The sequence below is a fragment of the Flavobacterium sp. RHBU_24 genome (assembly GCF_046613695.1).
In the GTDB taxonomy this organism is placed as follows: domain Bacteria; phylum Bacteroidota; class Bacteroidia; order Flavobacteriales; family Flavobacteriaceae; genus Flavobacterium.
The window spans coordinates 449,906-466,515 of the sequence record NZ_JBKJHD010000001.1; the positions used below are offsets into that span (position 1 = coordinate 449,906).

Here is a 16,610-nt window from a genome sequence, read left to right on the forward strand (position 1 = left end):
AGTTATTTTGTCTGATATTTTAGATACAAAGGCCCGATTTTGAAGCGGTAGTAGGGAATGGGGTTTTTTTAATGTCAACTTTTATAAAATCTTTTTCCCCTTCGGTAATTTTAATGTTCTGGTTTGGCTTTACGTTTTTAAATACCTGTTTCTTTTTGCTTTTTGGCCAGGTAACTTCAATCTGGTCAATGCTCGCCGACTGGCCTATGCCTATTTCCATCCTTAAAGACGATGCCCCAAAGCTGCCGCCTGAGTTTAGCACCCTGTATACAGAGCGTGATTTACCGTTTTCCTTAAAACTTACTTTTACCCTGGTTCCAATGGCTGACCGGTTACTGTCTGTGCCTTCTAATATCAGTTTTATCCAGCGGTTGTCATTTTGGCCCGGGTTAAGGTATAAAGAGTTATTAAACACATCGCCCCTGTAAGCGCCGCCCATTTCGATAAAAATGTCGGTATTGCCATCATTGTTCAGGTCATTAAAAGCCACGCCATGGCCTTTTTGCAAGTTGCCTACGCGGCTGGATACCGTAACATCGGCAAATTGTCCGTTGCCCAGGTTTTTAAACAGTTTATTTGGTGTAAGCGATTTATAATCCGGGTTGCCGGTGCCGAGATACATGTCTAAAAAGCCATCGTTATCAATGTCACCAAAATTTGCCCCCATAGAAAATACGCTCCTGTTTAGCCCTGCTGTTTCAGAAACGTCGGAGAAAGTGCCATCATGGTTGTTATGGTACAGGTACATTTTGCTCCCATCATTAGGTATGCCCAGTTCTTCTTTAGCAACGTTACCCGAAATGGAGCCTTCAAACTTGTAGCCGCATACAAAAAGGTCCTGCCAGCCATCATTATCATAATCCCAAAACCAGGTGGGGAAGGTAAATGCCTTTATTGCCGCTAGGCCTGCTGCATCTGTGGCATCTACAAATTGTGGGATACCGTTTTTAACACCGGTATTTTTTAATAAGATTTTTCTTTTTTCCATTCCCGACAGAAATATATCAATATCCCCGTCGTTGTCATAATCGTTTGATGTTACTCCTTTCACAAAGCTTTTAACGTCGCATTTTGCTTCTTGGGCAATATTTTTAAATGTACCATCCTGGTTATTGATGTACAATTCGCAAGGATATACTTCTCCTGGCCCTGACTCGTTACCTATAAAGAGGTCCAGGTAGCCATCGTTATTAAAGTCATTCCAGGTGCCGGCCTGGGTAGGGAATTCAGAATACAGCCCGCTTTTAATGGTTACGTCGGTAAACGTGCCGTCGCCATTGTTGCGCAGCAACGAGTTAGGCTGCCGTCCATATTGGTGCATCCAAGCCCCCCTTAATACAAAAATATCAACATCGCCATCGTTATCATAATCGGCCTGCGTCATACTCAGCCCGCCTGTAAACCGGGCTAATTGTGACGTTTTTGACACATCGGTAAAGCCGCCTTTTTTATTGTTCTGGTAGTAATGCATGGGTTCATCGAGGCTCCAGTTAGAAATTACGATGTCTAAATAATTATCGTTGTTAAAGTCATCAATAATTACCCCGCCAGACATGTTTCTGCCTTGTATGCCCACGTTTGACGCCACATCTATAAACGGTTTCAGGCTGTATCCCGAAGTTTCTGTATCAAGATTAGGTATCAGCCATTGCTTGGGTACATCTGCGGGATAGCCGCCCAGGGTCATGTAGGCCACATTAAGCAGCCACCTCGATTCATAGTCTGCCGGCTCAATAGTAAGGAGTTTCTTATATATTTCAATAGCCTTTTTAGACCCATGCTGTATGGTATGGATGCCCTTTTTTTCAATAGGCATGATGCACGACGCAGCATTATGGTCATTAACACAATTTTGTTTCTCTCCAAGCCTCATATAGGCTATGGCCAATGACTTAAGTGCCTCCTTATCCTCGTTGCCGTTCAGTGCCTTCATCTTGTTAATGGTACCTTCTATTATTGCCACAGCTTCGGCTTCCCTGCCAAGTTTTAACAACGCATCGCCTTTTTTTAATTCATGGGATAATTTAAAGAATCCTTCGTCTGAGCTTTTAATTATGGAGTCGTAATACGCCACTTCCGCCTCTGATGAGAACGGGTTCTTTCTTACGTCATACATTTTATAACGGGCGGCTAAAATCTTAACCATTTTATCACTTGAGTTTTCGCACGACACTGCCCCAAATAAAACTACAAATAGCAACAATAAGGGTTTAATGTTGATGATAGCAAAATGTTTAGGAGGCCGGATAGCATTATCTGCGGTGTAACGCTTGCGTAATAGTTTTTGCGTTATCATTTGATTGTGTTGTTACCAATGTGTTCATTATAAAACTTCCATTCGGCATGAGCCACCTTCCGGCCTAACTTGAGGCCTTCTACATTGTCTGCCTGTATGTGGTATCCTCCCATAACCCTTGAAATACCTGCCATATTGGCGGTTTCTGTAAACGTGTTAAATTTGAGTGTAACCCTTTTTCCTAAGTTGTTTGGTTCCGTCATGGCCCCTGCTACCAACTCTGCAGATGCTCCAAATGTGTCACTACCCGTCCATAATTTTAGGACTTCAGCACAACCTGCACTTATAGTACTATGGCCCGAAACATAGCTGGGAAATGGTGGGCATACAAAAGTGTCCGGAGAATAGGGTGTCCATTCCTCTCCCTCTATTTCCATAGTCCCCTTTCCGGGGCCTCCCCAGGCAGTTATGGGTTTATTGCCATAGTAGTAGTGTACTAAAGCATAAGGCCTTGATGAATCGTAAAACATTTTTGTATCCCAGCATGCAATAAAGCAATCCATGGCTGTAATTTGGTTTAAAAAGTACATTTTTACATCCTCATCAAGGGTATGGTTGTCCCTTACCGAAACCTCCTGGGCAAATTTAAGCCAGTGGCCGGCCTGCTGCACAGATTTTGGCCCGTCCCTCATAAATTCAACGAGGGCTTTATTTTCGTCAGTTAAATTAGCCTGTAGTGTTATTACCTCGTCTACTTCCTTTTTCATTTGTTCTGAACCCACTAATGGAGGGGGGGCGGCACGAAACTGACTGCCCGATTGCAATCCCACCGGTTTTACCTTACCCCAAAAAGGTGTTAAGCATGGAGGGCAAAATTTTCCGCCTTTTCCGTCAGAGAAGTTTTTTGGTTGCCAGTGGTTGATGTCATTAACTTTGTCTATAGGGTTTAGCGGTGTATATTTTGTGTAATCGCAATAAAATACCCCATTAGAATCTTCTTCTTCGGCATACTGGTTAGCGCCATCGCCTCTTCGGGCTGCTATAACATCCCTTGCAGCCAGATTGCCAATTCCTTCTGGCGTATTGGGGTCTAACGATTTGTTTGCGGGGTCAAGGCCCAGTTCTTTCATATATGACGTAAACAACGCCTTATCGCTGTAATAATATTCGCAAAGCGCACCATAAGCGGCATAGCTTATAGCGATTTCCTTATTTTTTAAAGTATGTTCTTTGTGCGGCCTTCTTTTAACATCCTTTAGATACACCGGTATGGCTTTTTCATCGTAGCGGCTCCAGGCATCAAAAATAGCTACAAAAGTTAATCCTAACATACGCGATGTTACTGTGGGCCTGGGCCTGAATTTATCTGTATCGTTAGCCGTAGCAGTTATTGCCATGGTACCCCATTTATAGGCCATGTTATTAATGCCTGCCGGTTCGCTGATTTTATTTTTATCTAGTTTGGTCTGGGCATGCAAACTGCTTATTAAAGCATTAAATAATAATACTTTAAATAATAATTTGTAAAGTTTTATCATGATTTTTAATATGGTTATTATAGTTTCTTCCAATAATAAATGCTTATTGTATGTTAACATTTAGGCAGCAAATAGAGTCTTTAGTAATAAACTAAAGATATAATGCACCAGCAGATTGCCATTAAAAGGCTATTTAATGTTAACATTGATGGAACTATACCATATTAGGAGGGGGGTAATTCAGAGTAAAGTATCCGGAAAGTAAAGCGCTTTGCGGATGATATGATGATATTGTAACCGGGTGGGTTATAAAGTTATCGTTAAGTACTATATTTTGGTTGTTAGGGATAAAATCTTTTATATGTGATTTTATTATTTTTTTACTAGAGTTTTCTTTGTTTGAATCGGTATCAAATAAATGGCTGTCAACAATCTTTTTAAAATCGCTGCTAAACACCTTTTTATCCGAATTCCTAAGGCAATAAAATTTTAAAACGTTATTTTGAATCCTTTTCTTAAAAACGTGATAGCTTTTGTTGCCTACAACAATTTCTTCATTTGCGTTTTCAAAACCAGAGTCAACAATATACCCGTAGGGGTTAATGGTAAGTTCTATTACTTCAAAATTTTGTTCTTCAGTTTTCTCCATAGCAGCCACCCATACTTGCTCCCGTTGTTCAGCAAATATCATATAAAATCCCAAGACATTGTAAAACAATGCTGCGATTAAAAATAGTGACGCAATCTTCTTCATGTTTATTACAGTTATACTTATGTATAAACTTTATTCAGATATTAAGAATTTTTTTAATTGTTGGTATACAGTATTTTAATTTGTTTTCTAATAGTCTACTCAGTATTTTATAATAACCTCGTGTAGTTTACAGTTAATCACTTCCTTGTAAATTAAAGAAATTTAATTTACAGCTATTTTACGTTGCCTGTTTAATTGAAAAGAATAGTATCACAGGCATTTCTACTCTTCATATTTGACAAGCAATAGCGCTTCATATTTAAGCATTGTGCTGCGGTTAAATTGAAAAACAGCGCATTTTCATGCGCTGTTTAACTAAAATACTAACTCTAACTAATCTAACTAACTAATGTTGTTTATATTAATAACCAGGATTATTATCCGCTGGCGTTATATTAGGATTACTTGATGTTTCCCTGTCTGGTATAGGCCATAACTCATGTTTACCTACCTGGAAACCAGTGCCTTGTAATTCTGTGCTGGCAATGCCCCAACGGATGATGTCGTCAAAACGAAGTTGCTCTCCGGCAAATTCTACCTTACGCTCGTGAACAATTGCTGCAAAAACGTCTGCTGCATTCGGGCTAATGTTTGTAGTTAAACCAGCCCTTGTTCTAACTTCCGTAATGTAAGCAATAGCAGCAGCCTGAGAACCTCCCGGCCTTTTGTTTTCGCATTCTGCTTTCATTAGCAATACATCGGCGTAGCGCATAACCCTGAAGTTAATGCTCGATTGCATAGCCTCATCAACGCGCCTGTAATAGTTTTGGTATTTTTTCCATCCTGCTCTCCTTATACCTGCAGCTGTGGTAAAATCACTGGCAACCATCGTACCTCCGGCCCAGGTAGAACCCGGTACATAAAAGGTGTCGCCAAAACGGGTATCGCCCGGCTCATACTCATCAAGTAGATCATCTGACGGGTATACGTTAAACCAGCTTTTGTTGCCGTACTCCTGGCCCCTAAGGGTAGACTCGGCAAAACCAGTACCCTGGCTACCACTACTCGCGTCCCACATGTTGCCGGTTCCGAAGTCTTCATCAAATTCAATTTCAAAAATTGATTCTACACCATGCTCAGTCTCTTCCTTAAAGTTGTTGTAAAAGCTGCCCGCCGGCTCTAAGCTAAAACCTGTAACCTGGTTAAACGCAGCTAAAGCCGCATCATATTTTTCCTGGTACAACAGTACTTTACCTAAATGGGCATAAGCAGCCTCTTTAGTGGCCCTTCCTGCCTGCTCGTCACTTTTAGATAAAAGGTTTGCAGCGGCAAATGTCAGGTCTTCTTCTATAAGTGCATACACCTCTGCTTTAGGGCTCCTCGCGGCGCCTTCAATGGTTCCTGTACGGTAAATAGGCAAATCGCCAAAGCGTTTTACTAAAAGGAAATAATAATAGGCCCTCATAAAATGGGCTTCGGCCAGATATTTATTTTTTCTTTGGGTAGATAAGATGCTCTCCGGCAAAGTGTTAATCCTTTCCTCGTTATCCAGTACAAAATTACACCTTGATATTCCATTAAAACAAGATTCCCAGTAAAGTTGGATGATGTCAATTCCTGAATTGAACGAGAAATTAGAGAAAGGCGCTTTGTTACCTTCTAATTGAGGGTTTCCTAAGGCATCGTGTGCCATAAGATCCATAGCAAAGAAATAGTTCCTTGCGTAAAGGCCGATGGTCTGCAAGTTTGCATAGGTAGCATTTGCGGCAGACTCCACCTGTGCCGGGGTCGAAAAGAACGTCTCCGGCGATAACTCATTCGGATTCGTTAATTCTAAATCCTTAGTGTCACACGAATTAATTAATAAAATTCCGGACAGTATTGCAATTGTAAACTTTATTTTTCTCATCATATAATTTTTTAAAATGTAACATTAAGTCCAAAAATCACTGATTTTGGCTGTGGGTAGCGTCCTATATCAATACCTGCTGACGCTGCGCTACCGTCTGTACGGGCAATTTCAGGGTCTAAACCAGAGTAATTAGTAAGGGTAACAAGGTTTTGGCCGCTTACATAAAAGCGTACACTTGAGAAATATTTTTTAAACATGTCTCCGGAAAGTGTATATCCTAACGTTACATTTTTTAGGCGTGCGTAAGAGCCATCTTCAATATAACGACGGCTTGCGTAAGATGAGTTTCCGGTTGCACCAAATGCGCGTGGTAAAGAAGCTGACGGGTTAGTTACTACACCGTTTGATACTATAGCCCTGTCTAAAACACCTGTACCCGCGTTAAATAAACGTTGCATACCCTCAAGGTCAAATTTATTCGCGTTAAATACATCAACTCCCTGAACTCCTGATATAAAGGCATTAAAGTCAAAATGTTTATAGCCCGCGTTAAGGTTTAAGCCGTATGTAAAATCAGGGTATGGATTACCCAGGTTTACCTTGTCATCTGAATTGATTATACCATTGCCGTCCTGATCTACAAACCTGATATCACCGGCTTGCACACTTGTTTGCGCAGTCCCTAAATCGGCTTCCACTTCAGCCTGGTTTTGGTATATTCCGTTTGTTTCATAGCCAAAGAAGTAAAACATTGGTTGGCCTACTTCAAGCATCGAGAAATTCTCTACACCTGCCCTTGGTCCAGGCCCTCCTAAAGACCGTTCTATTCCCGGTGCTAATTTTGTGACTTCATTTTTACTCCTGCCTATGTTTCCGGTGGCAGACCAGGTAAAATCGCCTTTTGTATCGTTGTAGCCCAACGTTATTTCAAAACCGTTTGTTTTTGCATCAGCAATGTTTTGAGTTTGGAATCCGGTTAGGGATCCTACTGATGCGGGTAGAGGAACATTGAAAAGGATGTCTTCAGCTTTTGTGTTAAAAATTTCAAAGGCCGCTGTAAATTGTTCGTCAAATAAGCCTACATCCAAACCAAAGTTTGTATCCCTTTTTGATTCCCACTTCAAATTAGGGTTAGCAGCACGGCCTAACGAAACGCCCTCGCCGTTTACACCCCCGATAGGGTAATTATAACCTGCGTTTAATGTACCGCTGTACTGGTAGTTGTCTATCCTGTCGTTTCCTGTGGTTCCTGTACTGGCCCTTAGTTTTAAGGTGCTGAATACAGAATTTGCCATAAAGCTTTCTTTGGCGATATTCCACCCTGCAGCTACTGAATAGAAATTACCCCAACGATTATTCGCCCCAAAACGTGACGAAGCATCCCTACGGCCTGAAACCGCAAAAAGGTATTTCTCATCATAGTCATAGTTAATACGGCCTACATAGCCAAGGTTTGCTTCTACCGTGTTTCCTGAACTTAAGTTTACCTGGTTGTTCCTTAACTGGTCAATCTCATCTGAAATAGCGTAGCGGCTCCCGGCTACTACGTTGTGAAATTTGCTGTCAATTTTCGTGATTACTCCTACTACTTCAATATTGTGTTTTTCGGCAATCGTGGTTTTATAATTTAAGCTGTTGTCATACACAATGGTCTGGCCCTGCGAATTAGTTTCGGCAGTAGTTGAATACGCCTGCACGTGTACACCCGTATTGTAGCTGGGAACAAAAGTATGGTCTGTACTCCTATAATAGTCTAACGAAACTTGCGACCTGTATTTTAGGCCTTTAATAATTTCAAGTTCAGCAAAGATATTTCCTATTATAGATAAGCCATTAATTCTTTGGTAGCCTAAGTTTGCCACACGTACCGGGTTTTCCGCGTCATTACTGTCTGCAGAAGTCGGTCCCGCATATCCGCTTATGTTTGCCTCGTTATATATAGGCAAATAAGGCGCGCTTTTGATGGCATGCTCTAAAAGTGTACGTCCACCGGCAGCACGCTCCGGAGCTCTTTTGTTAAAAGATATGCCCATGTTGCTTCCTACTGTCAGTTTACCAATAGTCTGTGTATTGGCAGACCTGAACGAGTAGCGCTCAAATTCCGTTTGGATAAGGGCTCCTTCCTGTTTAAGGTATTCAGCTGAATAACGGCTTGTGGAGTTCTCAGTGCCACTTGAGTACGCTAGATTGTAATCCTGCATCATACCGGTTTGAAAAATCTCGTCCTGCCAGTCGGTAGTTTGATTTCCAAACTCAGCAGCCCTTGCCGTTAAGTTAGCGCCGAATGCCTCAGCAGCATACTGGAGGTATTGCTGGGTATTTAGTACATCATACCGTTTAGTAACTTTTTGAGTACCTACATATGTATTAAAGGTTAGCTGGCCGGGGCCGTTTTTACCTTTTTTAGTCGTTACCATAATAACACCGTTAAAGGCTTTTGAGCCGTATAAGGCGGTTGTAGAGGCATCTTTTAGCACTGATATACTCTCTATGTCATTAGGGCTTAAGCCGGAAAGGTTGCCCACTAAAACACCATCTACCACATATAGAGGCGAACTGTTGCCCATAGTGGCTAAACCACGTATGGTAACCGTAGGATCAGAACCGGGGGCGCCATTAACTACATTAACACCCGCTGCGCGGCCCTGTAAGGCGGATTCTGCATTAGTAATGGGCACGGCGGCAATGTCTTTTGCGCCCACAACAGCAATAGCACCCGTAACTTTGGTGCGCTTTTGCGAGCCGTAAGCTACAATAACTACATCCTCTAAAGTCTTGGCAGATTCAGCCAGGGTTACGTTTATTGTTGTTTGGTTCCCTACAGAAATCGTTTGCGTAGCGGTACCAATAAAAGAAAATACAAGTTTGTCGGTAGAGCTAACCCCACTTATAGTATACTTACCATCTATATCTGTTGAAGCACTGTTTGAAGAGCCTTCTACATTAACACTTGCTCCCGGCAATGGTAACCCTGCGGAGTCTGTAACTACACCGGTTACGGTGTTTACTTGCGCCATCACACTGTGGGTGCTAATCATTAACAATGCAATTAATGCAAATTTTAATTTTAACATCATATTAATTTATTTTTGTTTAGTTTGGATAATACTGGTCGTAAAATTTTTTGTTAGTGAATTGGGTAAAATTTTAACATAGAATTTACTGTTTAGGTTTTTAATGTAAACATCGATAATCATTTTTTTAAGTTTATATATTTTCAAAAACCATTGTTAAATTTTGGTTTGAAAGGGTGAGGCCCTACTAAATAAACTTGGTTTCACTTCATACTTTTAAATGGTTTAAATGGTTAATACTTTTTTGACTAATTTAGACGTTATTCGTATCCAAAAATATAACGTTCACGCAAATTTAGATACCACAAATGATGCAAAAACTATCAAATTTGTAGCATACAATATAAAAAAATAGCGATTTAAACATTTTACATCGTTTTAGAAAGTATAAATGTAATTAATATATTATTAACAATGACAGTTAAATTTTTTTAAATGAAAAATTTTTAAAGCCTATAAATACATTATTAATAAAATAAAAGTATGGATGAAAATAGTTGTCTAAACATATTTTTAAAGATATGTTTTTGTTAAATTGTAGATGCGGTCTTGCAACATTATTACTAATTGTTGCTTAGTAAAAGTATAATTTTTGGCATAAACCGTTTCTTAAATACATGTACACTTATTGTTTGTTATTGTGTGTAGGTAGGTATCCGTACTTTTCTTTATAGCATTTAGTAAAATAGGAGGGAGAGCTAAATCCTACCTTAAAACTAATTTCGTTTATATTATGGTTACCCTGCTCTATTAGTTCTTTAGCTTTCTCTAAACGGATATTGCGTATGAACTCATTTACAGAGACACCGGTTAGTGTTTTAATTTTTCGGTACAACTGGCTCCTGCTTAAAAACACTTTTGCGGCTAAAACTTCAACACTCAGTTCTGGCTCGCTAATATTTTCATTAATATAGTTCAGAGCGTTTTTTATAAACTCGTTATCTAAAGTGGTTGTTTTTTCTTTTGCTTTAGGTGTTATTCCGTTATATAATTTATTAAACATAATCTGGCGGGCGTTAATAAGCTGCGCAAGGCTCGACCTCAAAATATCCATATCAAAGGGTTTGCTTAAATACATATCGGCGCCAGAATCTATTCCCTCAAGCTTATCTTTAACCATTGCCTTTGCAGAGAGCATCATTAGTGGTATATGGCTTGTTTTTATATCAGCCTTGATGTTTTTACACAATTCTAAACCATTCATAACCGGCATAATTACATCGGTTAAAATTATGTCTGGTATTTTTTGCAAAGCCAGTTCTAAACCTACCTGCCCATTTTCGGCCACTAAAACTTTATACTCTTTTTTTAACTCGGTTTTTAAATAATTCCGCAATTCTGCATTGTCTTCAACTATAAGTATGGTGTGGGTGCGTTCCTGTTTTTCGTGTTCGCCCTCTTGTTGCTGTGGCTCTGTGTTTTCAACAACCGGTGTATAACTTATTTTTTTCTCCTTTTTAAATTCTTCCCTCAAAACCTCATTTTCGTTAAAAAAATCATTGCCTATAGGAAAAATCAGCCTGAAAGTGGTTCCTACCCCTAATTCGCTTTCTACCTCAATTTTTCCTTTGTGCAGTTCTATAAATCCACGCACTACCTCTAAGCCTATTCCTGTACTGCCATAGTAGGCCTTGTTTAAATTGTTAACCTGATAAAAGCGGTCAAAAATTCTCCTAATGTCTTTTTTATCCAGGCCGGAACCTGTGTCTTCAACAACGATTTCAAAAAACGGCCGTGCGCCTACGCTACTTATTAAAGGAAAGGTGCCTACCGCATCGCTAACTGCTATCCTTACCTTAATTTTTCCATTATCCGGGGTTACCTTAAACGCATTTGAAATTACATTGAATACAATTTTTTCAAACATTTTAGGGTCTATCCAGTCTTTTAGCACTTCCTTGTCAGACTCAAACACTAACTCTATTTTACGGCTAAGGGCTTCTTCCTCAAAATAGCTAACAATTTCTTTTGTAAAACCTACCACCTCAATTTGCTGTGCCTTCAGGGTCATTTTATCAAACTGCAACTGGTTAAAATCCATTAGCTCATTTATCAGCCGCGAAAGCCTGTCTGAACTTTTTTGAATGGTCTTCAATTTATGCAGCACACCCTCCGGCAATTCTGAACCTTTATTTTTTATTATATCAGCCAGCGGATTTAAGATCAACGTAAGCGGTGTGCGGAATTCATGGGAGATATTTGTAAAAAATTGTAATTTTTTCCGGTTTAACTTTTCAATCTGAATGGCTTTTTCTTTTTCCAGCTGTATTAACTGCTTTACTTTAAACCGGCTCTGGTAATACTGGTTTGAAAAATATACCGCTGCCAGCAGCAATAGCACATAGGCTAAATAAGCAAAGGAGGTTTTATACCAGGGGGGCAAAATTTTAATTTTTAATTCAACAGGGTTTTTACTCCAAACACCGTTTTTTTCCGCTGCTTTAACCTTAAATGTATAGTTGCCGGGGGCTAAGTTTGTGTAGGTAGCAGAGCGCTTATCACCCACATAATTCCATGAATCCTCAAATCCCTCTAAGTAGTAGGCAAATTCATTTTTTGCAGGGAACGAATAATTTATAGCAATAAAATCAATATTAAAAACCGACTGGTCATGTTTTAGGGTTATTTCTTTTGTTGCTGATATTACCTTTGTTAATGGCGAGTTTTTATCGCCCGGCCCTATTGATTTGTTAAACAGTTTAAAGTCGGTTATGTATACAGGCAGTTGTTTATTGCTTTTAACCAAGTTTTTTGGGTTAAAATAATTAAGCCCCTCATAGCTGCCAAAATAAAGCAGCCCATTTTTATCTTTTAAAACAGAATTGTTATTAAAGTCGTTTCCTAATAAACCGTCGTCTGTAGAGTAATTAGCGGTGGTCTTGTTTTTTAAATCAAGTTTAGTAAGGCCCTTTTTTCCGCTTAGCCAGATGGCGCCGTCGGCAGACTGTACTATAGCTGCAATAGATTTTTCCTGAAAGCCTCTATAATCATTATACCAGTGCAGCTTATCATCTTTTTTATTGTAGCTAAACAGGCCGGCACCGTCTGTGCCTATCCATATCTCCTTGTTATCAGCTTCATACAGCGTGTTAATAGTATGGGTGCTTTTGTGCCCCTTAAGCTTTTCAGACATTTTGTCGCGAAAAGAAGTTACAGAAAAGGCAGAGTAATCATTAGTTTTAACCCTGAACAAACCCGTTGTAGACCCCACCCAAATGTCGTCATCAGAATCTGCCAATACTTTCCTTATGTCTAAGTTTGTAAGCCCTGTAACATAAAAAGCCTTGGAATCGCAATGATGAAACTGTCCGTCTGCAGGAGTATAATAATGCAGCCCCGTAGCAAAAGTGCCTATCCACAATACCCCATTAGAGTCTTCATCGATACTCATAATGTGGTCTGAGGTTAAGCCCGGTGTGTTTTTAGTATTATAATTAATAAAATTTCTACTTCCTTTCTTAAGCATGTAAATACCCTCGTTCCAGCTGCACAGCCAGATGTTCTGCTCACGGTCTATAAATACTTTTGTAATATTATCATTTGTTAAGCCTGTGTAAAAGTTAGTATCAAGCCTGGTAATATGTTTAAAAACTTTTGTGGCAGTATCATAAATATCTACGCCTCCGCCTTCCATAGATATCCATAATTTTCCTTCGCTGTCTTTAGCAACACTGGTCACACAGTTTGTCTGTAACGATTGCGGGTTTCCCACAAGGCTTTCAATAATATTTACCTTACTGTTTACTTTATCAAAAACCCCAAGGCCTTTGTTGTAATAACCCAGCCAAATTCTTTTTTCACGGTCTAAAAACAGCGACCATACCGAGTTTGAACTTAAACTGCGGGGGTCAAATTTGCTGCTGATATATTTTTTTTGAACAACACCCTGGTCATTTATAACAATCAACCCGTCATTTTCGGTGGCGCAAAGAATTGTGTTGCTGTCGGTTGCCAGTATCGACATAATTCTTTTACTCGTAATAGGGTACGAATATGCCTGCTTTACTTTAGCCTGCAAATCTAATTTAACCAGGCCTTTATATCCGTTTCCTATCCATAAGTTGTTTTTGCTGTCAAAATGCAAAGACACTATAGTTTCTGAAAGCAGCGTATTGCCGTTACCTAAATTTATTGCCTTAACCTCATTTTTTACAGGGTCTACTGTTTTCAGGCCTAAGCTGGTTCCTAAATAAATACTGCCGTTTTTATCTTTTGCTAAGCAGTTAACAAGATAACCGGACGTTGTACCGCGCTCGCTTAACGTTACCTTGGTTATTTTTCTTGATTTTGTGTCAAACCTGAACAAGCCATTTTTTAGTGTGCCTAAATAAAGATTACCACTGTTATCTTCAATAATGCTCTTTACAGAAATTACATTTTCTTCTTTTAAATATTTTTGAATTTGGATGGTTTCAAAGCTGTCTAAATTTCGGTTATAAAGGCACAATCCCTCATCTGTACCTACCCACAAACGATTGCGTGTATCTACATAAGTAGCATAAATTAAATTGCTGTTTATAAAGTTGCGGTGCTTAGAGCTTGGTTCATAAGCGCTATAGTTAACCCCATCATACTTATACAACCCGGCCCCGTTTGTACCTATCCACATAAAGCCCGACTGGTCTTGCGTAATAGTATAAATACCACTTTTTGAACTTTCCTGTTCAATTAAACGGAACTGATAGTTTTCGAATAAATTTTGTGAAAATAAGCTATTTACGGTAAAAAGTAAAAAGACAATTAATCTAAAACACTTATTTTGAAACATTGTAAAATGATTGATTTAGTAAATAAACTAACAGCTGTACACGAAATTATTACAAGTAAGGAAGGTGATGAATTATGTTTAATAAGTTAAAAAAGAATATTAATGCATGCCAAATATAATAAAAAATCAAGGCCACCCTCAAGTTTGGGGCAAATTACAGACCGGGAAATAGTAATTATGACCTTAAGGGATTTCATTTATATTGTATTTCGCCTACTATCGGCTTACTTTTAGTTTAAGGCAATATGTAAAATAAAGCGTAATGAGGGGTTATCTGCATATATTTTAACAAGATAAGCTCAGATTTTTAACACATATTTACTATATTTGGCGCAATTGTTGATTACAGTGTTGCATGATAAAAAGTTTAAGAAATAACACGTTAAGTAAGGTACTCCAGGTACTCTTAATCGGCTATTTTTTAATCAGCAGCCTTAACCTTGCCAATACCATAAAAACAGTAACCGCTTCGGCGGGTAAAGAGTGCGTAGCATGGGGTGTATTTAAAAAAATGTTTAAATGCAGCAAAACCGCCGAAGAATTTGAAGACGAAAGCGAGTGCACAGGGTGCGGTGGTGAAGGTAAAGTTAAACTTACGGTAGATTACCTTATGCCGGGCCATGCACCTTTTATGCCGGTTATAGATTACAAGGTTTCGGGTAAAAGGATATTTTTAACCGAAACTAATTATAGCGGTATTTTATATAGTAAAATACACCTACCCCCTCCGGAACTTACGGTATAGTACCCCTTTTTTACTTATTTCCTGCATTTGCGTGCACTTATAGTTTTTTATAAGGCCGTAAATGCGGCATACTATTTTTATTATCACCGTACTCATACTGTTTTATGACACCATTTGAAAGATTTTACAACCTGCTTAAACTTGATAAGCGGGATGTGTACCAAATTATATTTTATGCAGCCTTTGCCGGGCTTGTAAACCTCTCGCTGCCACTGGGTGTGCAGGCTATTATAAACTTTATACAAAGCGGGCAGGTAAGCGTATCGTGGATAGTGCTCGTGGTAGTGGTAACCCTGGGCGTAGGCTTTGCGGGGGCGCTTACCATTATGCAGCTGCGTATTATAGAGAACCTGCAACAGCGCATTTTTGTGCGTTCGTCGTTTGAGTTTGCTTACCGCATCCCTTTAATTAAGTTTAAAGAAATGTATCAAAAATATGCCCCTGAGCAGGCAAACCGTTTTTTTGACACCCTTATGGTGCAAAAAGGTGCGGCGAAGCTGTTGCTCGACTTTTCCGCGGCTTTTTTACAAATAGGTTTTGGCATTATCCTGCTGGCTTTTTACCATTCATTCTTTTTAGTAATAGGGCTGTTAATTATAGGCGTATTATACATCATTTTTAAGTTTTCGTATAATGATGGCTTAGAAACCAGCCTTAAGGAGTCTACTTATAAATATAAGGTGGCCGCCTGGCTGCAGGAAATAGCCCGTAGTAGGGAGGCTTTTAGCAAGAAAAAGCAGTTTGACTATGCTCTAAGCAGAAATGATGGTTACGTTAACGAATATATAGGCTACCGCGAAAAGCACTTTAACGTGCTAAAAAAGCAGTACATACAGCTAGTACTGTTTAAGGTGGTTATTACAGCGGCGCTATTATCTGTAGGCGGGTTTTTAGTGATAGGAAACCAAATGAATATAGGGCAGTTTATAGCATCGGAAATTATCATTGTATTGCTTATAAACTCGGTAGAGAAAATTATTTTCGGCCTTGAGTCTTTTTATGATGTGCTTACATCGGTAGAAAAGATAGGGCAGGTTACAGATATGGAGATAGCAGCCTTGCCTGCCTACGCAGATACAGGCAAACCTGGTATTAATATAGAAACCGAGGGCATTAACTACAGCTACCCGTTTTCCGACAAAAAGTCGCTTAAAAACATCTGCCTTAAAATATCGCAGGGCGAAAGGATTGTGGTAACCGGGCAAAATGGCGCCGGAAAAAGTACATTGTTAAGGCTGCTTGCCGGTGTGGTAGAGCCGGAACATGGCGCGGTATATATTACGGATAATTTTATGAATCGCCTGAGCGAAGATACCTTTAAGGCAAAGGTGGGTACATTGCTGCATGGCGAGTCGCTTTTTGACGGTACCATACGCGATAACATACTGTATGGCAACAATAACATTGACAATGAAGACCTTAAGTGGGCGCTTGACAGCGTATGCCTTACTCCTTACATTAAAACCTTCCCTAACGGGCTTGAAACCCACATACACCCGGGCGGGCGGCAGCTATCGGCATCTGATGTACAAAAAATACTGCTGGCGCGCAGCATAGTGCACCGGCCTGAAGTATTGATATTAGAGGAGCCCACGGGTAAAATGGATGCGGTGACATCGGCTAAAATTATTGATTTCCTGCTTATGGAAGAGCATAAGTGGACTATTATCGTAGCCTCTAAAAGCTCCCGATGGAAAGAGAAAAGCACCCGTATGATTACCGTAAACAATGGCGAAATTACTAACGATATAATGCTTTAACCC

Annotated in this window: 8 protein-coding genes; 2 read left to right on the forward strand and 6 right to left on the reverse strand. The window is 39.6% G+C overall.

Annotation, left to right across the window (positions count from 1 at the left end; translation table 11 throughout):
* Positions 1-19: 19 nt before the first annotated feature.
* From ACLI09_RS02105 to ACLI09_RS02130, 6 genes are all read right to left on the reverse strand, one after another.
* On the reverse strand, positions 20-2,146 hold the full coding sequence (locus tag ACLI09_RS02105) for an FG-GAP-like repeat-containing protein (protein ID WP_411417927.1): 2,127 nt from the start codon (positions 2,144-2,146) through the stop codon (positions 20-22).
* 146 nt (positions 2,147-2,292) lie between these two features.
* Positions 2,293-3,774, reverse strand: a complete 1,482-nt coding sequence (locus ACLI09_RS02110; RefSeq protein WP_411417928.1) for a vanadium-dependent haloperoxidase — start codon at positions 3,772-3,774, stop codon at positions 2,293-2,295.
* 154 nt (positions 3,775-3,928) lie between these two features.
* Positions 3,929-4,468: a hypothetical protein gene (locus ACLI09_RS02115; RefSeq protein WP_411417929.1), complete on the reverse strand. Its 540-nt coding sequence runs from the start codon at positions 4,466-4,468 to the stop codon at positions 3,929-3,931.
* Between the two features lie 361 nt (positions 4,469-4,829).
* Positions 4,830-6,320, reverse strand: a complete 1,491-nt coding sequence (locus ACLI09_RS02120; protein ID WP_411417930.1) for a RagB/SusD family nutrient uptake outer membrane protein — start codon at positions 6,318-6,320, stop codon at positions 4,830-4,832.
* An 8-nt stretch (positions 6,321-6,328) separates the two neighbouring features.
* On the reverse strand, positions 6,329-9,337 hold the full coding sequence (locus ACLI09_RS02125; RefSeq protein ID WP_411417931.1) for a SusC/RagA family TonB-linked outer membrane protein: 3,009 nt from the start codon (positions 9,335-9,337) through the stop codon (positions 6,329-6,331).
* A 622-nt stretch (positions 9,338-9,959) separates the two neighbouring features.
* Entirely contained in the window at positions 9,960-14,102 is a 4,143-nt protein-coding gene (locus tag ACLI09_RS02130) for a two-component regulator propeller domain-containing protein (RefSeq protein WP_411417932.1), read from the reverse strand.
* 355 nt (positions 14,103-14,457) lie between these two features.
* Here ACLI09_RS02130 and ACLI09_RS02135 point away from each other — a divergent pair, with 355 nt between their 5' ends.
* On the forward strand, positions 14,458-14,847 hold the full coding sequence (locus ACLI09_RS02135; protein WP_411417933.1) for a hypothetical protein: 390 nt from the start codon (positions 14,458-14,460) through the stop codon (positions 14,845-14,847).
* Positions 14,848-14,951: 104 nt separating this feature from the next.
* Positions 14,952-16,607, forward strand: a complete 1,656-nt coding sequence (locus ACLI09_RS02140) for a peptidase domain-containing ABC transporter (protein WP_411417934.1) — start codon at positions 14,952-14,954, stop codon at positions 16,605-16,607.
* The last annotated feature ends 3 nt before the right edge of the window (positions 16,608-16,610 follow it).

Coding starts and splice junctions, on each gene's coding strand:
- ACLI09_RS02105 (WP_411417927.1), bottom strand. CDS start 2,146: ATGGTTAAGATTTTAGCCGCCCGTTATAAAATGTATGACGTAAGAAAG.
- ACLI09_RS02110 (WP_411417928.1), bottom strand. CDS start 3,774: ATGATAAAACTTTACAAATTATTATTTAAAGTATTATTATTTAATGCT.
- ACLI09_RS02115 (WP_411417929.1), bottom strand. CDS start 4,468: ATGAAGAAGATTGCGTCACTATTTTTAATCGCAGCATTGTTTTACAAT.
- ACLI09_RS02120 (WP_411417930.1), bottom strand. CDS start 6,320: ATGATGAGAAAAATAAAGTTTACAATTGCAATACTGTCCGGAATTTTA.
- ACLI09_RS02125 (WP_411417931.1), bottom strand. CDS start 9,337: ATGATGTTAAAATTAAAATTTGCATTAATTGCATTGTTAATGATTAGC.
- ACLI09_RS02130 (WP_411417932.1), bottom strand. CDS start 14,102: ATGTTTCAAAATAAGTGTTTTAGATTAATTGTCTTTTTACTTTTTACC.
- ACLI09_RS02135 (WP_411417933.1), top strand. CDS start 14,458: ATGATAAAAAGTTTAAGAAATAACACGTTAAGTAAGGTACTCCAGGTA.
- ACLI09_RS02140 (WP_411417934.1), top strand. CDS start 14,952: ATGACACCATTTGAAAGATTTTACAACCTGCTTAAACTTGATAAGCGG.